This is a genomic window from Shewanella sp. SM101 (assembly GCF_025654465.1).
Lineage (GTDB): Bacteria > Pseudomonadota > Gammaproteobacteria > Enterobacterales > Shewanellaceae > Shewanella > Shewanella oncorhynchi.
Genome location: NZ_JAKKRH010000013.1, coordinates 24288 through 46789 on the forward strand (window position 1 = coordinate 24288; position 22502 = coordinate 46789).

Here is a 22502-nt window from a genome sequence, read left to right on the forward strand (position 1 = left end):
AGGTAACGCCACTATGTTGAATTTCCTGCCTGGTTCAGTGTTGTTTATGCTGAGCTTAAGCTTGCTGATCATTAATACCGCCGTTTGGGGCTCGCTTATCAGCATTGGCGGATTAGTGAAACTTGTGATGCCAGCACAAAATGCGCGCAATGCGGTGACTGCGGTCATGAACCGTTTTATGTGGGCTTGGGCCTGCTGCAACGGTGGCATCTTGTATTTGATCGCTAAAATTGAGTGGGATGTCAAAGGGCTCGAAGGACTCGATAAAAACAGCTGGTATTTGCTGATCAGTAACCACCTCAGTGGATTCGATATCGCCGCGCAAACTTACGTGTTACGTAACCACATCCCTATGCTGAAGTTCTTCCTCAAAAAAGAACTCATCTATGTGCCCATCATGGGCCTAGGATGTTGGGCGCTGGATATGCCATTTATGAATAGAACCAGCCCAGCAAAACTTAAAAAGAATCCAAAGCTTAAGGGCAAAGATTTAGCGACCACACGCCGCGCCTGTGCCAAGTTTAGCAATATGCCCACGTCGATCATTAACTATGTTGAAGGCAGCCGTTTTACCCAAGATAAACATCAGCGCCAAAACTCGCCTTATCAACATTTGTTACGTCCTAAAGCGGGTGGTATCGCCTTTACCTTATCAGCCATGGGCGAACAATTTACTAACCTGCTGGATATGACAATCGTCTACCCAGATGCGCCTGAAGATATTCTGTTTGGGGTGATGAATGGTAAGGTCAGTAAGATTATTGTGCGAATTAACGCCCTGCCCGTGCCTCAGGTCGATGCGGCACGTTATTTCTCTGAGTCTGAGTACCGCGTCGAATTCCAACGCTGGTTAAACCAAGTGTGGGCGGAAAAAGATCAACAAATTCATGCTTTACTCCAAACACATCAAAGTGTGAACAATAAGGCCACCAGCCCCAATCACACTCAAGCAAGCTAGCTCGTCTCTAGCTTTGCTCTAGTTCAGCAACGCATTCCGCTGCAGCGGATAACTCCAATTCATTGAATACGGTTATTCCTGCGGCACTGAGTTTTTCAGCTGTTAATCCTTGTCCCGCAATTAACTGTTTTACAAATTGACCATCGTAAATCTGCCTATTACCACAGGATGGACTGCGGGCTTTTAAAATCGCCACTTTAATCCCGTGTTGCTGCGCCAGCTTAAGCGCGAGATCGGCTCCCAGACTAAAAGCGTGGGTCACATCCTCACCTTGGGCAGTTAAGATGCGCTGTCCAATCCGCTCCGCTGGCGGTCTAGGTGTTGGCAAACCGCCTGCACATTCGGGACAAATCGCCACAATCCGCCCTTGCTCGAGCCACGTTTGCACCAGCTCGCTCTCCATCAAGTTATGGCCACCGTCGTAGCGCACCGCTTGTCCGAGTAAACAACTGCTCACTAACACTTTTTCCACTGTCATCCCCAAATGTCTCATTCCGCCAATAGCATAACGCGAAGGATAAACATGCCAAATGCATTTGGACGATTTCCCCCAAAACCATCAACATCCGCAACGAGGTTGGAAGGTTAAACCACGCCATTGTTGACAATTTAATATTTAAATATTCATAACATAAAATATTAATAACGAGATAATAAAAATAAAATGATAAAAATCAATGACAAAAACAGAAAGCTATTGAAATATAGACTTACGTCTAAGTAAACACATTGTTGACAATCCACCAAGGGAGGGCTATTTTTTACCCATTGTCGACAATCCTATTAATAGTGATGCGCTCTATGTTGAAGCAAGACACGACGTTCGTTTCTGATGACACGCAAGTTCCCCACCTGCACAAGGTCAAATCGACCTCGGCAGATAAGACGTCGACCACATTAGCCGATCAAATTTTGGTGCAGATCCAAACCAGCATCATCAAGGGCGAACTGCCTGCAGGCAGCAAGATTAACGAGCAAGCACTGGCCGAAAAATACGGCATCAGCCGCGGCCCGACCCGCGAAGCCCTGCAAACTTTAGAAAGACAACGTTTAGTGGTGCGTGCGCCCCATGTTGGTGCCCGCGTCGCCCAGCTGACGGTGAGTGAACTTAACGATTTATATCAACTACGTAGCGTACTTGAAGGCATGGCCTGCGAACTTGCCGCCAGCCGTATCACCCCAGAACAATTAGCCAAGCTAGAAGATCTGCTCGCAACACAAGAAGCGGCGCTCGCCAAGGGCGATACTTACTTCCAAGAGGAAGGCGATGTCGACTTCCACTACCAAATTATTCAAGCCAGCGGTAACAAGCATCTGCAGGAAACCTTAGTCGGCGGGCTGTATCACTTGCTGCGTATGTATCGCTACCAGTGCACTAATAAAAATCGTCCCGTGAAAGCGATTGCCGAACACAGACGCATAGTCGAAGCCATTGCCCAGCGCGATGGTGAGTTGGCCAGTTTGCTGATGCGCCGCCATATCGAACAGGGGCGTAAAAATACCGAATTACGCTTAATTGAATTGCAAGCCAATGCAGCCGCAAAAGAAACCTTAGCCAACATTAGCTAAGTTCTTACGGCTCAATATGCCCACTTCCCATAAAATGGAAAAGGATAAAACCATGACCCAAAGCGCAGGATTACGTTTTCGCCAAGCTCTTGCTAAGGCCAAACCGTTACAAATCGTTGGCACCACCAATGCCTATTTTGCCTTAATGGCAGAACAAACAGGCTTCCAAGCCTTGTATCTTTCGGGCGCTGGCGTTGCCAATGCTTCCTACGGTTTGCCTGACTTGGGCATGACCTCAATGAATGACGTGCTGATTGATGCAGGCCGCATCACCTCTGCCACGCAGGTGCCTTTATTGGTCGATATCGATACTGGCTGGGGCGGCGCATTCAACATTGCTCGTACCATCAAAGAATTCGAAAAAATCGGCGTCGCTGCTGTGCACATGGAAGACCAAGTGTCGCAAAAACGTTGCGGTCACAGACCCAACAAAGCGGTCGTGAGTATTGAAGAAATGGTCGATCGCATTAAAGCGGCCGTCGATGCCCGTACCGATCCTAACTTTGTGATCATGGCGCGTACCGATGCGGTCGCCGTGGAAGGTTTAGAAGCGGGTATTGAACGTGCGCAAGCGTATATTGCCGCCGGCGCCGACATGATCTTCGCCGAAGCCTTAACTGAGCTAGACCAATATCGCCACTTCAAGGCTCAAGTTAAAGCACCAATTTTGGCGAACATGACTGAATTTGGTCAAACCCAATTGTTCAATAAAGAAGAACTCGCCGAGGCGGGTGCCGATATGGTGCTTTATCCACTCGGTACTTTCCGCGCAGCCAACCAAGCGGCACTGAACGTGATGCAAGCGCTGATGAATGATGGTCATCAACGCAATGTGCTAGACACTATGCAGACCCGTAAAGACTTGTATAAATACTTGGGCTACCACGCCTTTGAAGACAAGTTAGATCAACTGTTCAGCCAAGATAAATAACCGAAAAGCTGCAACCCTACAGGGTTTGACGTTAAAACAGATTTAGCGTTAAACAAATTAAATAAAAAGTGCAGCCTTAACCAATAAATGTCGGCGAATGAACACTCAAAAATAAGTGCATTCATCCACCAGCAATAACCACATAGAGTTAACGGAAGGGAAGGATTATGTCAGAAGCTAAAAAACTAAGCGGTGCAGGATTACGTGGCCAGAGCGCAGGCGAAACCGCATTGAGCACAGTGGGCGTGTCAGGCTCGGGCCTAACGTACCGCGGTTATGATGTGAAAGATCTCGGTGAAAATGCCACCTTCGAAGAAGTCGCCTACCTTATTCTTTACGGCGAGCTGCCCACTCAAGCCCAACTTGATGCCTACAAAACCAAACTCAAAGGCCTTCGCGGTCTGCCGCAAGCATTAAAAGAAGTATTGGAGCGCATTCCAGCCGACACTCATCCTATGGATGTGATGCGTACTGGCTGCTCTATGCTAGGTAACTTAGAAGCCGAGCACAGCTTTGCCGAACAGAGTGAAATCACCGACCGTTTACTCGCCGCATTCCCATCGATCATCTGTTACTGGTATCGCTTTAGCCACGATGGCGTGCGTATCGATACTGAAACCGATGACGATCAAATTGGCGCACACTTCCTCCACTTATTACATGGCAAAGCGCCGTCGGCACTGCATGCTAAAGTGATGGACGTATCGTTAATTCTTTATGCAGAACATGAATTTAACGCATCAACCTTTACCGCTCGCGTCTGTGCTTCCACCCTGTCAGACATGCATTCGTGCGTCACTGGGGCGATTGGTTCACTGCGCGGCCCGCTGCATGGCGGCGCGAACGAAGCGGCGATGGAACTCATTCAAGATATGAAAGATGAAGCCGATGCGCGCGACATCTTAATGGGCAAACTCGAGCGTAAAGATAAGATCATGGGCTTCGGCCACGCAATTTACCGCGACAGCGATCCACGTAATGCCATCATCAAAGAATGGTCAGAAAAACTGGCTGCCGCCAACGGTGACGACCGTCTATACCGGGTATCGGTTGCCTGTGAAGCCCTGATGTGGGAACAGAAAAAACTCTTCTGTAATGCAGATTTTTTCCACGCCAGCGCTTACCACTACATGGATATTCCGACTAAGTTGTTTACGCCAATCTTCGTGTGTTCACGCGTCACAGGCTGGGCGGCGCACGTGATGGAGCAACGCTCTAACAACCGCATCATCCGCCCGAGTGCCGATTATGTGGGCGTTGCGCCGCGCAAAGTGGTACCGATTGCCAACCGTTAAGCAAAATTGACCACACTTGGCGCGAGATTTCACTCAATGTAAGTCTTGCGCCAACTTCATTTTCCGAAATGGATGATGTTATGAGCACTGCTATGAATACCCAATATCGCAAGCCCTTACCCGGCACTCAACTCGATTACTTCGATACCCGCGAAGCCGTAGAAGCCATTCAAGCTGGCTCGTATGCCAAGCTACCTTACACCTCGCGCGTTTTAGCTGAAAACTTAGTCCGTCGCTGCGATCCGGCCGTTTTGACCGACTCGCTAAAACAGATTATCGAATCTAAGCAAGAACTGGATTTTCCTTGGTTTCCTGCCCGCGTGGTGTGCCACGACATTTTGGGGCAAACCGCTTTAGTTGACCTTGCGGGTCTGCGTGACGCTATTGCCGCTAAGGGTGGCGATCCGGCCAAAGTGAACCCTGTTGTACCAACACAATTAATTGTGGATCACTCACTCGCTGTCGAATTTGGTGGTTTTGATAAAGACGCCTTTGCCAAAAACCGCGCCATCGAAGACAGACGCAACGAAGACAGATTCCACTTTATTGATTGGACGCAAAAAGCCTTTAAAAACATTGATGTTATCCCTCAGGGTAACGGCATCATGCACCAAATTAACTTAGAGCGTATGTCGCCTGTAGTGCATTCACGCAATGGCGTGGCCTTCCCTGATACCTTAGTTGGCACCGATAGCCACACGCCGCACGTTGATGCGCTCGGCGTTATCGCCATAGGTGTCGGCGGCTTAGAAGCCGAAAGCGTGATGCTAGGCCGCGCATCCTATATGCGTCTACCGGACATTATCGGTGTGAAGCTCACGGGCAGACCGCAGCCTGGCATTACGGCTACCGATATCGTATTGGCCTTAACCGAGTTTCTACGCGCACAAAAAGTCGTGTCATCTTACTTAGAGTTCTTCGGCGAAGGCGCAGCGGCGCTGACATTAGGCGATCGCGCCACGATTTCGAATATGACACCTGAATTTGGCGCCACTGCGGCCATGTTCTACATCGACCAGCAAACCTTAGATTATTTGACCTTAACGGGCCGCGAAGCCGAGCAAGTTAAACTGGTTGAAACCTATGCCAAAACCGCAGGTTTGTGGGCCGACAGCTTGACAGAAGTGCACTATCCACGCGTACTGCATTTTGATTTATCTTCGGTGGTGCGCACCATTGCAGGGCCATCAAACCCACATGCACGGGTGCCAACATCAGAATTGGCTGAGCGCGGAATTAGCGGCGTAGTCGAAAACGAGCCCGGCTTAATGCCCGATGGCGCTGTGATTATCGCGGCGATTACCAGCTGTACTAATACTAGTAACCCACGCAACGTGATTGCTGCAGGTCTCATTGCCCGCAACGCCAACGCTAAAGGCTTAAGCCGCAAACCTTGGGTCAAAACCTCACTCGCCCCCGGCTCAAAAGCGGTGCAGTTGTATTTGGAAGAAGCCAAGCTATTACCTGAACTTGAACAACTCGGCTTTGGCATTGTTGGTTTTGCCTGCACGACGTGTAACGGTATGAGTGGCGCGCTGGATCCTGTGATTCAAAAAGAAGTGATCGACCGCGACTTGTACGCCACCGCTGTGTTATCGGGTAACCGCAACTTCGATGGCCGTATTCATCCCTATGCAAAGCAAGCTTTCTTAGCATCGCCGCCATTGGTCGTCGCCTACGCAATTGCCGGCACCATACGTTTCGATATCGAAAAGGATGTGTTGGGATTAGATAAAGACGGCAACCCCGTCAAACTTATCGACATTTGGCCATCGGATGAAGAAATCGATGCCGTGATTGCGACCAGTGTTAAACCTGAGCAGTTCCGTAAAGTGTACGAGCCCATGTTCGATTTAGCCGTCGATTACGGCGAAAAAATCAGCCCGCTGTACGATTGGCGTCCGCAATCTACTTATATTCGTCGCCCACCTTACTGGGAAGGCGCATTGGCCGGAGAGCGCACGTTAAAGGGCATGCGACCACTGGCGGTACTGGGTGACAACATCACCACCGACCATTTATCGCCCTCTAACGCCATTATGATGGACAGCGCCGCGGGCGAATACCTGCACAAAATGGGCTTGCCGGAGGAAGACTTTAACTCCTACGCCACCCACAGGGGGGATCACTTAACCGCCCAACGCGCAACCTTTGCTAATCCTAAGCTTAAAAACGAGATGGCAATCGTTGACGGTAAAGTGCAACAAGGTTCACTGACGCGTATCGAGCCAGAAGGTCAAGTGACCCGTATGTGGGAAGCGATTGAAACCTATATGGAACGTAAGCAGCCGCTAATCATCATAGCGGGCGCAGATTACGGCCAAGGTTCGTCCCGCGACTGGGCTGCCAAAGGCGTGCGTTTAGCGGGGGTTGAGGCCATTGTAGCCGAAGGTTTCGAGCGTATTCATCGCACTAACTTAGTCGGTATGGGCGTGTTGCCTCTGGAATTTAAAGCCGGTGACAACCGCGCCGCCTATGGAATAGATGGCACAGAAGTGTTCGATGTCCTCGGCACACCAACGCCAAGAGCAAACTTAACTGTCATTATCACCCGTAAAAACGGTGAGCGCATCGAAGTGCCGGTGACGTGTCGCCTCGATACCGCCGAAGAAGTGTCTATCTACGAGGCGGGCGGCGTATTGCAACGCTTCGCGCAGGACTTTCTTGAATCAAATCAGGCTTAAATCGAATCTCGAATCAAATCAGGCTTGAGTCGAGATTTGAATCGACGCCCGTGTCTGGTTAGAGACGACGCTTAAATATCAGCTAACAAAACCGAGCGCCAGCGACTTCACCATTAAGTTACTGGCGCTCATTTGGACTCCATTGGGAGTTCTTTTGGAGTTAATGAATGAATGCTTCAACAACCCACGCGCCACAAATCAAAGTCGCCGCGACTTATATGCGCGGCGGCACCAGCAAGGGCGTGTTTTTCCGTCTGCAGGATTTACCTAAGGCCGCACAAGTTGCAGGTGCCGCCCGTGATGCCTTGTTACTGCGAGTGATAGGCAGCCCAGACGCTTACGGTAAACAAATCGATGGCATGGGCGGAGCCACCTCGAGCACCAGCAAAACCGTGATCCTCTCCCCTAGCACCCAAACCGATCACGATGTCGATTACCTCTTCGGCCAAGTGGCAATCGATAAACCTTTTGTAGATTGGAGCGGTAACTGTGGCAACTTAACTGCCGCCGTCGGTGCCTTTGCCATCAGTAATGGCCTAATTGATACGGCCCGCATTCCACACAATGGCATCTGCACAGTCCGAATTTGGCAAGCCAACATAGGCAAAACGATTATCGCCCATGTGCCAATCACCCAGGGTGAAGTGCAAGAAACCGGTGATTTTGAGCTCGATGGTGTGACCTTTCCTGCCGCCGAAGTGCAAATCGAATTTATGAACCCGGCTGCGGACGAGGATGGCGGCGGTGGCAGCATGTTCCCTACGGGTAATGTTGTCGATGTGCTAGAAGTGCCGGGCATTGGCAGCTTTAACGCTACTATGATCAACGCGGGCATTCCCACCATTTTTATCAACGCAGAAGACTTAGGCTACACTGGCACTGAGCTACAAGATGATATTAATAGTGACAATGCCGCCCTGGCTAAATTTGAAACCATTCGCGCCTATGGCGCCGTGCGTATGGGCTTGATTTCACATATTGATGAAGCTGTTGCACGCCAACATACGCCTAAGATCGCCTTTGTCGCTAAGCCTAAAGCCTATGTCTCATCGAGCGGCAAAACCGTCAATGCAGATGAAATTGACCTACTGGTACGCGCCTTGTCTATGGGCAAACTGCACCACGCAATGATGGGCACGGCTGCCGTTGCGATTGGTACGGCGGCGGCAATTCCCGGCACTTTAGTCAACTTGGCCGCAGGCGGAGACACTAAGGATAAAATAGATAAGGTACGTTTCGGTCATCCATCAGGCACCTTGCGCGTTGGCGCTGAGGCAAACTTAGTGAATGGAGAATGGACGGTCGTCAAAGCCATTATGAGCCGCAGCGCCCGCGTACTGATGGAAGGTTTTGTGCGGGTGCCCGCTGCGTAGTTTTATCTAAGTAAACTGTTCAACCAAAGACCTTGCTTCTCCCCCTTCCGGCAAGGTCTTTTTTCTATTCTCGCCCATCATTTTAATCTGCTTCGCCCGTATTTGTCTTAGCATGATATGTTGACATACCTGAAACAATGCTAAGATCCTTTAGCAAAAACGCCAGAATACAAACTCGTCATAAAAAGAATATTGGCAGTGAAACGGTACAGTTAATATATTGCATGATCTATTACAGAATCGCGCCCATCGATTTTGGTTATTTTTAAACCAAGTCAGCAATTTAAGTCGCATTTTTACAGCAAAATGGCATGTAAGGTCTAGGCTAAGAACTAAACTAAATAGAAACCTAATCAGGATGGGTCCGTTTTTGGTAGGGGAAAATTTGAGTCAACTAATCCACAAGCTAATGCTAAGTACGCTTTTTATCCTAAGTTTGTGGGGGATCTCGTGCAATGGATTAGCTCAACCATTGAGCGCGGCTTCTACACAGCTCAAATTTGAACATATTCGCAGTGAAGATGGCCTTACCCAAAATACGATTACTAGCCTGTTTATGGACAATGCAGGTATGTTATGGATTGGCACTCAAGATGGTTTGCATGCTTATAACGGTCACAGCTTCAATATTTTCCCCCATTCACCCAATGATCCGAGGAGTATTTCTGAGAGCTATGTCTCTGACATTATTCAAGACTCAGAAGGTAATATCTGGGTTTCGACTTTCAGCCAAGGGGTAAATCGACTCGATTTGAGCACAGGGACCTTTGAACACTTTGGCCAAGAACAAGGGCTTACCGATCCGCGCACAACCAAACTCAGCGTTGTAGGCAATACACTCTGGATTGGTACTAAAGCAGGACTATTTTCCCTATCGACCAAAACCAAACGCATTACCCAAGTGAACTTAGGTAATAGTGTTCAACCCCACATCACCAGCTTAGCCAATGTTGAAGACACTTACCTGCTGGCAGGAACACAAGATAGCGGCACCTTTGCTGTCAGTGCCAATACTATCACTCGCTTAAATGTCCCGCAGAATCTCACTGCACATCAAATTAGGGCACATTCCGCTAATGCGATCACCTTAGCTCTGGGTGGGCAATTATGGCATTACAACTTGGCGTCACAACAGGGCGAAATCCTCTGGCAGACAGACGATAATGTGCCTTACATTAAAGATTTTATCCAAACTGAGCAGGGTGACTTTTGGGTTGTTGGGCCAGAAGCTGGTCTCATTCAACTCGAGAGAAACGATAAGGCATTTACTGCGACCTACCACAGGTATGATCCTAAGCGTACCAACAGTATCAGTGAAAATAACATACTGAGCTTACTGCAAGATCCCTTTGGCAATTTATGGTTAGGTGCCAGTTATTCTGGCCTAGATAAAATAAATACGCGCCGTCAGTATTTTCAGCATATTTACGAATCCACCCCTAACCTGTCGCAACAAAGTAACAACATACGCACCTTGTTCCGCAGCCAAGATAATGCGCTATGGATAGGCACCGAAGGTGCTGGGCTTAAACGCATGTTGGCCAATGGGAAATATGAACACTACACGGAACTCTTTGCTAATGCCTTAGGGATGCATCAACGCAACTTGAATCTTACCCTGCGAGATATCGACCAAGACAAAAATGGCGTGCTTTGGTTTGCCACTAACTATGGGCTAGGTCGACTGGCGCTAGATGGCCACTTCCAGTTACTCAAGGTGACAGAACGTACTGATCAAGGCTCAGAAACCAATTATATCCGTAGTTTAGATATTGATGAGCAAGGTCGCCTCTGGGTGGCAACAACCAATGCTCTCTACCGTAAGGCGATAGATACCGATGAATTTACTTTTATCTCATTGGCACATATTGATAATTTCTATCCGGCACAAAACCAGTTTTTAATCCTCAGAACACACAAAGATACGCTATGGATAGGTACACTCGATGGCCTGCTTAAGCTGGATATGAAAACAGGCGCAGGTAAATCCTACTTCCATCAATCCTCAGACAAAAACAGCCTGATCAACAACCGTGTCCGCGATATTTTAGTCACAAAGTCGGGCGAGGTATGGTTTGCCACCCATGGTGGGATCAGCAAGTTACCGTCCCAAGTGGCCGATGCTGGTTTTAGCCACTATACCCGCAATCAGGGATTACCAAGTGATACCATCTATGCCTTACTCGAGGATCAAGAACACAACATTTGGTTTAGTAGTAATGCGGGGATTGGAAAGCTCAATCCTAAAACCAATCGTGTCATCATATTTAATGAGCAAGAAGGGCTACAAGCACTGGAGTTTAACGGTGGCGTAAAACTTGAATACAGCGATGGCGATCTCTGGTTTGGTGGTATTAATGGCATAAATCGTTTCAATCCAAAGTCAATTCCAGATCAACGACCCGATGTTAAAGTCGCACTCACTGGCTATAGTATTGCGGGTAAAGGGCACACTATTCTCGATTTGAGCCATCCACCTAGCATAGTAATGGACTATAGCGATCAGCTGATCAGTTTTGAGGTGACCTCATTGGATTTCAGCTATACGGGTAAAAACCGCTTCAGCTATTTTCTTGAAGGATTTGATAACGAGTGGCATGAGCTCCCCACAGGTAATGAAATCACCTTCACCAATATTAATCCTGGTCACTACCAACTGCATGTTCGCCATGGGCTGCAATACAACACTCAAGGTGACTACGCCCTGTCTGTCGATCTTCATGTACAAGCGCCCTTCTATCGAACTCAGTTCGCCTACACCCTCTATAGCTTGCTCTCTCTATGGCTGTTGGCTTGGATCATTATCTGGCGTAAAAGAAAACGTCAGCAACAGCGCGAATTTGAAACCAGTATCCGCGCCTCAGAGGAGCGACTCAAACTTGCACTTTGGGCCTCTGGCGATGGCATGTGGGACTGGAACATACCAGAAAATCGAGTCTATCGTACCAATATGGATTCTTCAGTCCCCCATTGGAATAGCAGCAATATAGCCCATGAGAGCATGCACTCAGAGGATAGAGAAAGATTCAAATTTGAGCTTAACGAACACCTTCAAGGTCGTTCGCCTTTCTTCGAAGCAGAGTACCGAGTCGAACGTTCCCCCGGTAATTGGGTATGGATTTTAGACCGCGGTAAAGTGGTGGAAAAAGATAGCCTAGATAATCCGATCCGCATGACAGGGACCAACCGTAACATTACCTCGCGCAAACTGATTGAAAACGAGTTGGTACTGTCATCACAAGTGCTCAACAGTATGAACGAAGCCGTTGTAGTGGGAGGATTAAACTATCGAATTCGTTCGGTCAACCCAGCATTTTGTGCCATTACAGGGTACACAGAACGCCAAATAACCGACAGGCATTTCATTCACTTAGCCTTTAGTCGCCAACAGCGGGAGTTGTTCAATACGATTGAACAACAGCTACTGCGTCACAAACATTGGGTCGGAGAACTGTGGATCCGCAATAAACAACGTCAGGCCATTTTAGTCTGGCTTGAGATCAACCAAGTGATCGATATCAAAGGCGAAACCAGTCACTTCGTTGCAGTATTTACCGACATCACAGAGCGAAAAAAAGCCGAAGAAGATCTGCGTTTCCTCGCCAGCTTCGACACATTAACTGGCTTACCGAACCGAACCTTATTTCAAGACAGACTCAATCACGCGATTACTCAAGCGCACAGAGCGAATAATATCGTTGCCTTGCTGTTCTTAGACCTCGACCGCTTTAAACATATCAACGACTCTATGGGTCATCATGTCGGGGATTTGTTACTGAAAGCCGTGGCAAGACGACTGCAAAATGCGGTGCGTGATGGCGATACTGTCGCACGCTTAGGTGGCGATGAATTTACTATTATTTTAGAAGGTGTTGCGAAAACAAAAGCCGCAACCCTGATCTCAGAAAAAGTGCTCAGAGCATTCCAAACGCCCTTCCTATTGGACGATAAAACGCTGACCATCTCGACCTCAATTGGTATCAGCTTATACCCTAACGATGCGGACAATGCCGACTCACTGATTAAATTTGCAGATACCGCCATGTACCACGCAAAATCATCAGGTCGAAATAACTTTCAGTTTTATACCTCTAAGTTAAATGAAATCGCCACCCGTCATGTACAACTCGAAAGTGGTTTAAAGGAAGCTATCCAACGCAAAGAACTAAGCTTGGTTTATCAACCTAAATTCTGTTTACGAGATGGTTCACTCACAGGACTGGAAGCACTTTTACGTTGGTATCACACTGAACTTGGTCCTATTTCACCTGTGGAATTTATTCCACTCGCGGAAGAAACGGGTATCATCACTCAAATTGGCCATTGGGTGATCAACCACGCCTGCCAGCAATTAGCCGAATGGAATAGCCTAGGATTTAACGGGATCACTATTGCCGTCAACCTATCGGCTCGCCAACTGAAAGCGGACATTATCTCCACCATCGAAGTTGCTTTAGCCGTATCAGGTCTCCCGGCTCAATCCCTTGAGCTTGAGCTTACTGAATCAATGATCATGGGCAATCCGCAGGAATCGGTCAGCATCTTATCTAAACTCAAGGCCCTAGGATTGACCATAGCCGTGGATGATTTTGGTACGGGTTATTCGAGCCTAAGCTATCTCAAACGCTTCCCGATAGACACACTCAAAATCGATCGAGAATTTGTCAGAGACATCACCAACGATCCCGACGATGCCGCCATCACCAGCGCCATTATTGCCCTCGCTCACAGCTTAGAACTGAATGTCGTCGCCGAAGGCGTAGAGACCCAAGAACAGCTCAACTTCTTGGCGATGCAGGGTTGCGATCAAGTACAAGGTTTCTTACTCAGTAAACCCTTAAATGCCGAAGATTGTTTAACCTTACTCAAAAATCAATCTAAGCCACAGCCACTTTGATTTAAGGCATTATCGACAAAAACAGCCAATAAAAAAGGCTCCTAGGAGCCTTTAAACATCACCACAAATTCCTTACTTTGCTAAACGTTTAACACGCTTAACCCAGCCTTCAGGACCTTTAATATGGCCCTTTTGGATTTCGGTATACAGTTTATAGATGCGCTGAACATGCTCACCCACTTCACCATTACCGACAGTGACAACATGGCCATCTTCAAAAATGTAGGAGCCCACAGCAGAAACCACGGCCGCCGTCCCAAAACCACCCGCCTCGATAATTTCACCAGATTCAATATCAGCGATAAATTTATCAAGCATGACAGTCTCTTGGCGCACTTCACAACCGAGCATCTCACCCAATTCCATAATGGATTGCGAGGTGATCGACTTCAAAATAGTATCTGTGAAGGTTGGAATAATCACAGTGCCATCTTTCAGAATGTGGAAATGGTTCATCGCGCCCGCTTCTTCAATCTGTTGATTGGTTGAATCGAGATATAGCACTTGCGATGCACCAAAGGCTGCCGCCGCTTTACCCGCACGCAACGAAGCCGCATAGTTACCCGCGGCTTTTGAGGCGCCAGTGCCACCCGATACTGCACGATGGAAAGTTTTGCTGATCAGTAAGCGTATACCTTTGTTCACGCCAGCCGCGTAATAAGCGCCACTTGGGCTTAACACAACACAGAAGGTATAACGCGAACTTGGGCTCACAGAGAGGCGGTCTTCGGTCGCAAAAATAAAAGGACGAATATACAGACACGCGCCTTCTTGCATCGGGAACCAGAGGCGATCGACATCGATCAACGCATTGATCGCATCCATCTGCATTTGTTCATCGATATTGGGAATACAGACGATATCGGCGGAGCGATTCATCCGCTCAGCATTCTTATTAATGCGGAAAGTATAAATCTCGCCATCTTCGTGCATAAAGGCTTTCGCGCCTTCGAAGATCGACTGGCCATAATGCAACGCCATTGCACCCGGTGCCATTTCAAATGGTCCATAAGGAACGATGCGCGGATCGCACCATTGTCCATCATGATAATCCATCAAAAACATATGATCGGTTCTGAGGCTACCAAAGCCCACATTCCCCTCGGGCTTGAATTGCTCAGTACGGCGCTCGGACGCAGGTTTTAAATTGTAAGTTATTTCCATCGCATACCACCTTGATTACTGAACAAGCAGACTAGGGAGCGACAGGAATAAAGTCAAGAGGGGCTCGCATATCTAAAGGTCTAAGCAAATAAAAAACTCGCTAACACGCCTGGTTCAACTTTTCATACAGCCTCAGAGACAGGATAAAACAATCCGCATTGGGTCACACATAATGCCAATGGCAAGTATTTTTGCCACAATAGGGTCGAACTCCCAATGAGATGATCCAATGTCAGATTATAAAATGATCCCCTGCGCCCACTACGACTATCTCGAACTCGCCTGTCTGCGTGGTTATCAACTCAAAATTGAGCTTATTGATGGCACCCAGTGCCAAGGTAAAGCCATCACCACGCAGACAAGAGCCGACAAAACTGAGTGGCTTATCATCCAACTGCAACAAACTAAACAATCCCTTAGACTCGACCATATCGCCGCCATCACGCCCCTCGAGCCTAATGCTGAATTTAGCCGAGTACTCATTGCGGCCAAGCAACCCTAGCAAAGGATATAACATGGCAACTATGATTTTATCGGTTGAAATCGGTCACTGGATCGGTGGGCATAACGGCCAATACCCTCATCTCATTGAATTTGATATGGCACATTTAGATAGACCCTTTCAGGTCAGCGAAGGTTGGGGGCATGGTTTAGGAGGCTCCGCTTACTCACTCGCACAATTTGTCGAAACGCCTTATTTCCTCAAACTCAAAACCGAGGCTCCTTGGGCGTTTGCCATTATCGAACAAGGCTTAGCCCAACAAGATATTGAGACTATCGCCACCGCACTCTCAGAACAATATGGGGATCATCCGCCGCTTGTCCCTGCACATTTAATGGAATACTTATTAGGTTAAAGCAAAAAGGGTTTTGTTAGAAGAGAGTGAACGTGCTGAACCATGCAGGTTTAGTTAGCGAGGTGTATTGCGGAAAAGCTTCACCGAGTCATGACACTCGGTGACAGGATTCGAAATAGGGATCGAAACAGGCTTCTTAACTGGACGAAAAATAGCTTAGCGCTTAAACCGCAACCGCCGCAATCACTGAGACTTCAACCAAATATTCTGGCTCGGCAATAGCGGCTTGCACACAAGCACGGGCTGGCGCATGACCTTTAGGCACCCAAGCATCCCATACCGCATTCATCGCATCATAATCACCCATATCTTTCAGATAAATAGTCGCTGACAGTAAATGCTCACGCGAACTTCCCGCCTGCGCTAACAAGGTATCGACCTCCTCAAGCATAGTGACAGTTTGCTCGGTGATACCTTGATACTTGTCCTTCGCCACTTGACCACACAGATACACAGTACCTTGGTGGATCACTATACTGCTCATGCGGGTACCTACATCTAAACGGGTAATACTCATATTGATAATCTCTTAAATCATATGCACTTAAATAAATGGCTCAGCAAGAACCGAATCGGCCATTTTAGCGATAAACTGGCTTTATGTCTGCGCTACGAATCTGGGCAAAGGTGAATAAAAACGTGCCATCAAGGCAAATAATCCTAGGCTACAGCTCACCACGGCCAGCCACACTAACGGCGTCGCCACGGCTAAATTGACTAATTGAAATCCGACTAACGCTGCGCATGCCGCGATCAAAGCAAAGGGCAACTGAGTCACCACATGGTCATGGGGAGCGCAACCAGAGCTGGTCGCACTGAGCACGCTGGTATCTGAAATGGGCGAGCAGTGGTCGCCAAATACCGACCCCGCCATCACAGCGCTCAGTACAGGTAACAACAAATGAGGATCTAAGTTATGGGCAATCTCTGCGCCAATAGGGATCATAATTGCAAATGTTCCCCAGCTTGAACCCGTCGCAAAAGCCATTATCGCGCAGAGTAAAAACATTCCCGCTACCAGCAGATGCGGGGCAAGATAAGCCTTAGCCCAAGCAGCCAATAATTTAGCGACGCCAAGATCTTGGATCACAGCGCCAATCATCCAAGTGCAGAGTAAAATCGCAATGGCGAAGGCGATCATGCGAACTCCGTGGCTCAAATCCCCCACTAACGCCGTTAAACGTCGCCCAGACAAGCCTAACATGGCAAGAGTGACTAAGGTTGCCAACAAACAAGCATCACGCATAGAAGCACCAATATCAGCCTTAGCAAGCCAAAGTGACACATCCCAAGAAGAGACCTGCTGAGCCCCCGACCACAAAGTTAATCCCACTGAAGCAGACAGCAGAGTCAGCATAGGGATTGCGAGCAGCCAAGGATTTCCCTTAACCTCGACCGTATTGGAAGATTCCACAGCAGTAGCAGCAACAAAAGAGTGAAAACCTACACCATACCAAGCGACGAGCACGGACAAGCCTAAGGTCACGATGGCGTAAAAGTTAAATAAGGCCACCTCAATAAAGGCTTCCAGCGGCGACACGGGCAAAAAGCTGATCCCCGCGATAAGCGCCATCACATAGGGGCCCCAACTGGAGAAAGGCAATAGCGCGCATAAAGGCGAAGCATTGGAATCAACCAAATAGGCGAGCTGCTCATGGCGAATACCATAACGCTGGCTGAGCGGCTGACACACATGGCCGACAGCAAGACAACTGAAAATCCCATCGATAAACACTAACCAACCAAGAAATACGACCCCAAGACGCGCCTGACGCTCAGTACGAATACGGCTATACAGCCAATCGCCAAACTGACCCACGGCGCCGCCACGTGCTAACAATTGCGTCATGCTACCGAGGAGTAACATGGCGAACAGCACATTGAGATGCCACGCTTGCCACGCGCCTTGGGCATAAAATTGTTTTGCACCGATATCAAGCAAATACAACCCAGTTTGCAGAGGATCAAATTGGGCGATTAATAGGGCACCAGAGACAATACCTACGCCTAACGCCACCAGTGTGCGGCGTAAAAATAGGGCTAAGGTTAAGGTCAACAGTAGCGGGAGTATGGCGAGCAAACTAGGCGACATGGACCATTCCGATAAAAAATAAAACCAAGAATACTAACGAGTTAATAACAAATGCAAAAAAACTTAATTTAGAACCCAGTAATAGGGTGTTTTTTAACCAAACGGCAAGAATCGCTATTCCTTAAGTTCTAGGCACTGCTAGAATCACAGTCCCATCCAGAAACCATAGGACTCTCCAGATGAGCCTTGAATTACTGTCCAAACTGGAAACCAAAATCCAGGCTGCACTCGAAACTATCGAGCTTCTAAAAATGGAGCTTGAAGAAGAGAAGCAAAAAGCGTCTACGCTGAGTGAGCACAATCAACAATTGAATGCGCAAAACCAGCAACTACAAGAAGAACTCACTTCTTGGAACGAAAAAGTGACTGGCCTTGTTGGCTTGTTAAACAGCGAAATCTAAACTGCATTAGTTTGATGATGCTGCGCTTCGATCAGTTCGTTCAATTCTAAAATAGCCTGCTTCACTTTTGGCAGGCTTTTTCTTGGCAGTAAAAACCGTCCCTTCTCAAATTCCAATCGTCCTAAATCTTTAACCCAAATAACACCAGTGAGAAAAATACGCGCGTGCTTAACGATAAGCTTAGGTGCGTAGACAGGAAAAACTCTCATATGACCACCTACAAGCATTCTTGTTGTTATTGATTACAGTTGTTTGACAGAAGCTTTGCCACTTGAGTTTCATCGTTAGAGTGGTATTTTTCATCTTTTATCGCCAAAAATACTTAATCGTTTGATTTAGTTAAACTATGAATATGTCACCCTGTGAGCAAAAAAGAAGAACGCCATAATAATGTCACTTGCCAATTTTTTGACACTCTGCTAAATTATTAGCGTTACTCAGGGTAAAAATGAGTCCTCTGGCTCAAGTCCGTACTTTCTTTTACAAGAAGTACGGTTTTTTTTGCCCATTTTTTGCCTCGTCTTTATTCCATAAGTTCAAACGACTAGCCTACAGAGGCCTAACTCAGTACGTTAAGCTCCCTATCAAAGCGCTATTTGCCTTGTTGTTGCCAACCGCCCCAATAAAAAAGAGCCCTTAGGCTCTCTTTAACATGCAATCGATACAGCATTATCATCCGCTCATATGACAGCAGTGCGGGTAACGCCTATCGAATTATTTTCTTGCTAGGTAGAAAGCAATTTCTAACAGCTCGTCGTAGGATTTGATTGCTCCTGTTTCAACACGGTACTTACCGTTAACAACCAGAGCAGGTACACCCGTCAGCTTAGCGTTTTCAGTATCACGCTTCATCTTTGCCATTTGCGCCTTTACCATGAAAGACTCTGCAGCCGCATCGAAGGTTTTACCATCGACACCGTTAGCAATAAACACAGCACGAACATCATCGCGATTAGTAAAATGCTGTTTCTTCTCATGAATAGCAGAGAATAACGCCGCATCCATTTTCTCATCGACGTTTAACTGATGTGCGACTGCAAATGCGCGTGACATTTCAACCCCCATCTCTTTGCCGATAAAATCAACGTGTGCTTGGTTAAACGCAACGCCTTCTGGCTTATCGGTGAGAATTTTTGGCACTACGGTTTTAGAGAAAGTAAAACAATGCGGACAATAGAAAGAGAAAAACTCAGTAATCTCAGGCTTCGCTGTTGCTGGGCCATCGTTAATCACTGTGTAATGCACGCCTTCTTGGTATTCCACAGCCGATACTGCCAGTGGCGCCAGTAACAGAGCCGCGGCCATGAGTAATACTTTTTTCATGAAAATTCCTTAAATCATTTTGATAAATTGGCTGGAGACTAACATATTCCATTTTTTGAGTGTAACTCAAGCTTAAGAGTTCAATCTAATGTCACAAGATACGTCTGTGAAATCATATTTTGCTCAATGCTAATACGGCACTAGGCTCAGTGGTGGTTCGCTAAGGGCAAATAATTGCTCTTTGAACGCCAAAATCTGCTGTTCCCAATACTTTTCATCCCCAAACCAAGGGAAGTTCATCGGGAAGGCCGGATCGTCCCAGCGACGGCCAATCCACGCGTTGTAATGCACCATACGCAGCGCCCGCAGCGGTTCAATCAAGGCTAACTGTCTTGTATCAAACTCACAAAATTCTTCATAGGCTTCGAGTAAGATCTCAAGCTGCATCAGTTGCTGCGCTCTATCCCCGGTTAGCATCATCCATAAATCTTGAATCGCCGGTCCCATGCGAGCATCGTCTAAATCGACGAATCCTGGACCGTCTGGCGTCCACAAAATATTGCCTGGGTGTAAATCGCCGTGCAAACGAATGGCCGCAAAATCTTGGCGATCCCAAATCGCATTCGCCTTAGCCAGCACCTGCTCTACGACGGTAAAGAACGGCAAGCGTAGGCTATTAGGCACCAGATTAGATTGCTTTAACCACGCGAGCGGCTCGGCGCCTAAAATCTGCGGATTCAGCGGTTCACGTTCAGCAAATACCGTTTGCGCCGCGTACTGATGTATCCGACCGATGAACCGACCCACTAATTCCAGCTGCTCTAAATTATCGACTTCGAAGGCGCGACCACCCAAGGAAGGAAACAGGGTAAATCGATAACCTTGGTACTTGTGTAACGTATGGCCTTCGATAATTACAGGTACGGCAATCGGGATATCTTCTGCCGCGAGTGCGAGCGCATAATCATGTTCCTCTTGGATCTGCGCATCGCTCCAACGATCTGGGCGATAGAACTTCACCACATAACGCAGCCCTTCATCGCTACGGAACTGATAAACGCGGTTCTCGTAACTGTTCAGCGCGAGTAAGCCCGTTTCTGGGTACACGCCCAGACTTTCGATCGCATCTAAGATCAAATCCGGTGTTAGGGCTTGAAAATGGAACTCTGCGCCGCTAGAACTCGTGGTTGGTGGCGTCATATTCTGACTCATATTCAGTTCACTCTTAGGTGAGGTTGCAGCAAAGTGGCTAAGTATTCCAGCACCTCAAAATCGGCTTCTCGTTCGGTCGAGAGCCAGCAAATGTTGCCGTAAAACTCATAATTGAGCCATAACTGGCTGCCTTCAAATTCTAATAACCATTGATGCCTGTCGGCACCCCACTGACGCTCGCGCACAGTGCAATCTAGCGCCGCGGCTAAGGGTTCGGCAAAGTCGGCGAAACGATCAAAATCGATATCCGCACTGACCGCTAAACTTAAGGCACTTTTATCTAAGCTAATGGTATCTAAGCTCATGGCTTTTAAATGCGTACTTGATAATTTCATGCTTGTTATCCCATCAACTACTACATGACATGATCAAACCTTGGCCCCAGTCCGGCGGACGCTTGGCCAAGTCTTCATGCTCTGCGTGTTCGGCAAAGGGCTGAGTTAAGATTTTTTGCAGCAAATGCAGCGGCGCAAGATTACCCTCTTCCACCGCGATTATCGCCTCTTGGGCTAAATAGTTACGCAAAATATATTTGGGATTCACACTATTGCGCTCAGTTTGCCACGCAGGGATATCAGCCACCGCGCCCAATCGCTGTTGATAGGCTTGATACCAAGCATCAAACTGACTGACATCGATAAAGTCATCCCGCAGCGCACTGTGTTTGCTGGTTGGATCTAACTTGCCTAATTGACGCCAAGTCTGAGTGTAATCGAGTTGATTCTTCTCCATCAGCACAGTAAATCGACCTATGAGTTCAAGATCCTGTTTGTCCTGCTCCACCGACGAAACATCAACTGCTGATAGACCTAGTTTTGCCCGCATCAAGCGCAAATAAGGCTGCACTAGCGCCTCTTGGTATTGATTAAGAATGGCAATTAAGTCATCGGATGGGATCACTGGTGTGAGCGCCTGCGCTAAACGTTGCAAGTTCCACAAACCGACTCCCGGCTGCTGACCAAAGGCATAGCGACCTTCGGGATCAGAATGATTACAGATAAAGTCTTCTTGGAATGTATCGAGGAACGCAAAGGGACCGAAGTCAAAACTGTCACCCAGAATCGACATATTGTCTGTGTTCATCACGCCATGGGCAAAACCGACCGCCTGCCAGTGGGCAATCATCTTAGCAGTATCTTGCACTACCTGTAAAAACCACGCTTTATAACCTGCGGCATCACAACTCAAATGGGGATAATGCTGAGTAATAGTGAAGTTGAGTAATTGAGTCAGCTTATCGGCACGACCGCGCTCACTGTGGCAGAAAAACTCGAAATGACCGAAACGAATATGGCTACGGGCTAAACGTACGGTAATGGCTGCAGTTTCTTGGCTCTCACGCCATACGGGCAAGTCAGAGCCAATCACAGCCAAGGCGCGGGTCGTCGGCACCTGCAAATGATGCAGCGCCTCAGAGACTAAAAACTCGCGCACCGCGGAGCGCATCACAGCACGGCCATCACCACGGCGCGAATAAGGCGTCGGACCACCGCCTTTAAGGGCGACATCCCATGCGCCATTTGGACCAATCGCTTCACCTAAAATGATCGAACGTCCATCCCCTAAGCGCGGCGTGTAACCGCCAAATTGGTGGCCGCTATACACTTGGGCATAGTAGGTCGCACCATCGACGGCAGCATTGCCAGATAAGCCCAATAACAGCTCATCGGTGGGTTGGCTTAAGCCTATCAATTGGGCGGCGTCATTACTCCATGCCAGCCATTCAGGCTTAGTTATCCCTTGTGGATATACTTGCGAGTAAAACTCAGGCAGCTGAGTAAAAAAATCCTGTTTAAACTTCATCTT

19 protein-coding genes are annotated in these 22502 nt (G+C 47.9%); 10 read left to right on the forward strand and 9 right to left on the reverse strand.

What is annotated here, in order from left to right; genetic code table 11:
* Positions 1-13: 13 nt before the first annotated feature.
* The gene (locus L5M38_RS08970; RefSeq protein WP_263178871.1) at positions 14-958 is read left to right on the forward strand and encodes an acyltransferase; all 945 of its coding nucleotides are present in this window, start codon (positions 14-16) and stop codon (positions 956-958) included.
* Between the two features lie 7 nt (positions 959-965).
* On the opposite strand, the gene L5M38_RS08975 is transcribed toward L5M38_RS08970, so the two are convergent.
* A complete protein-coding gene (locus L5M38_RS08975; protein ID WP_263178932.1) occupies positions 966-1430 on the reverse strand; it encodes a DUF523 domain-containing protein in 465 nt (154 codons plus the stop codon).
* A gap of 329 nt (positions 1431-1759) precedes the next feature.
* Between L5M38_RS08975 and L5M38_RS08980 the strand changes: the two genes are divergently transcribed.
* The 6 genes from L5M38_RS08980 (at position 1760) to L5M38_RS09005 (ending at position 13707) form a co-directional block, all read left to right on the forward strand.
* Positions 1760-2527: a GntR family transcriptional regulator gene (locus L5M38_RS08980; RefSeq protein ID WP_006084449.1), complete on the forward strand. Its 768-nt coding sequence runs from the start codon at positions 1760-1762 to the stop codon at positions 2525-2527.
* Between the two features lie 52 nt (positions 2528-2579).
* Positions 2580-3458, forward strand: a complete 879-nt coding sequence (gene prpB / locus L5M38_RS08985; RefSeq protein ID WP_006084450.1) for a methylisocitrate lyase — start codon at positions 2580-2582, stop codon at positions 3456-3458.
* Positions 3459-3625: 167 nt separating this feature from the next.
* Positions 3626-4753, forward strand: a complete 1128-nt coding sequence (gene prpC, locus L5M38_RS08990) for a 2-methylcitrate synthase (protein ID WP_011791018.1) — start codon at positions 3626-3628, stop codon at positions 4751-4753.
* Positions 4754-4833: 80 nt separating this feature from the next.
* A complete protein-coding gene (gene acnD, locus L5M38_RS08995) occupies positions 4834-7437 on the forward strand; it encodes a Fe/S-dependent 2-methylisocitrate dehydratase AcnD (RefSeq protein WP_263178873.1) in 2604 nt (867 codons plus the stop codon).
* A gap of 167 nt (positions 7438-7604) precedes the next feature.
* Positions 7605-8810: a 2-methylaconitate cis-trans isomerase PrpF gene (gene prpF, locus L5M38_RS09000; RefSeq protein WP_263178874.1), complete on the forward strand. Its 1206-nt coding sequence runs from the start codon at positions 7605-7607 to the stop codon at positions 8808-8810.
* 370 nt (positions 8811-9180) lie between these two features.
* The gene (locus L5M38_RS09005) at positions 9181-13707 is read left to right on the forward strand and encodes an EAL domain-containing protein (protein ID WP_263178891.1); all 4527 of its coding nucleotides are present in this window, start codon (positions 9181-9183) and stop codon (positions 13705-13707) included.
* 72 nt (positions 13708-13779) lie between these two features.
* On the opposite strand, the gene L5M38_RS09010 is transcribed toward L5M38_RS09005, so the two are convergent.
* Entirely contained in the window at positions 13780-14871 is a 1092-nt protein-coding gene (locus L5M38_RS09010) for a branched-chain amino acid aminotransferase (RefSeq protein ID WP_263163952.1), read from the reverse strand.
* Positions 14872-15100: 229 nt separating this feature from the next.
* Between L5M38_RS09010 and L5M38_RS09015 the strand changes: the two genes are divergently transcribed.
* Both L5M38_RS09015 and L5M38_RS09020 read left to right on the forward strand, forming a co-directional pair.
* Positions 15101-15373, forward strand: coding sequence for a Rho-binding antiterminator (locus L5M38_RS09015; RefSeq protein WP_131524943.1), 273 nt, complete (start codon positions 15101-15103; stop codon positions 15371-15373).
* Between the two features lie 13 nt (positions 15374-15386).
* On the forward strand, positions 15387-15728 hold the full coding sequence (locus L5M38_RS09020; protein WP_219251781.1) for a hypothetical protein: 342 nt from the start codon (positions 15387-15389) through the stop codon (positions 15726-15728).
* A gap of 163 nt (positions 15729-15891) precedes the next feature.
* Here L5M38_RS09020 and L5M38_RS09025 read toward each other — a convergent pair whose 3' ends face one another.
* Positions 15892-16245, reverse strand: coding sequence for a RidA family protein (locus L5M38_RS09025; protein ID WP_173248029.1), 354 nt, complete (start codon positions 16243-16245; stop codon positions 15892-15894).
* Between the two features lie 81 nt (positions 16246-16326).
* Positions 16327-17820: a Na+/H+ antiporter NhaC family protein gene (locus L5M38_RS09030; RefSeq protein ID WP_263178892.1), complete on the reverse strand. Its 1494-nt coding sequence runs from the start codon at positions 17818-17820 to the stop codon at positions 16327-16329.
* A gap of 179 nt (positions 17821-17999) precedes the next feature.
* On the opposite strand from L5M38_RS09030, the gene L5M38_RS09035 reads away from it, so the two are divergent.
* A complete protein-coding gene (locus tag L5M38_RS09035; RefSeq protein WP_006083484.1) occupies positions 18000-18221 on the forward strand; it encodes a cell division protein ZapB in 222 nt (73 codons plus the stop codon).
* Here L5M38_RS09035 and L5M38_RS09040 read toward each other — a convergent pair.
* The 5 genes from L5M38_RS09040 to L5M38_RS09060 form a co-directional block, all read right to left on the reverse strand.
* Entirely contained in the window at positions 18218-18430 is a 213-nt protein-coding gene (locus L5M38_RS09040; protein ID WP_006083486.1) for a DUF1107 domain-containing protein, read from the reverse strand. The genes L5M38_RS09035 and L5M38_RS09040 overlap by 4 nt on opposite strands.
* 505 nt (positions 18431-18935) lie before the next feature.
* Complete coding sequence (locus L5M38_RS09045; protein WP_113941610.1) at positions 18936-19544, reverse strand: thiol:disulfide interchange protein DsbA/DsbL; 609 nt, start codon at positions 19542-19544, stop codon at positions 18936-18938.
* Between the two features lie 129 nt (positions 19545-19673).
* The gene (locus tag L5M38_RS09050) at positions 19674-20696 is read right to left on the reverse strand and encodes a serine/threonine protein kinase (RefSeq protein ID WP_263147576.1); all 1023 of its coding nucleotides are present in this window, start codon (positions 20694-20696) and stop codon (positions 19674-19676) included.
* Between the two features lie 2 nt (positions 20697-20698).
* On the reverse strand, positions 20699-21031 hold the full coding sequence (locus L5M38_RS09055) for a DUF3630 family protein (protein ID WP_263168403.1): 333 nt from the start codon (positions 21029-21031) through the stop codon (positions 20699-20701).
* 13 nt (positions 21032-21044) lie between these two features.
* On the reverse strand, positions 21045-22499 hold the full coding sequence (locus L5M38_RS09060) for a protein adenylyltransferase SelO (protein ID WP_263178894.1): 1455 nt from the start codon (positions 22497-22499) through the stop codon (positions 21045-21047).
* Positions 22500-22502: the final 3 nt, after the last annotated feature.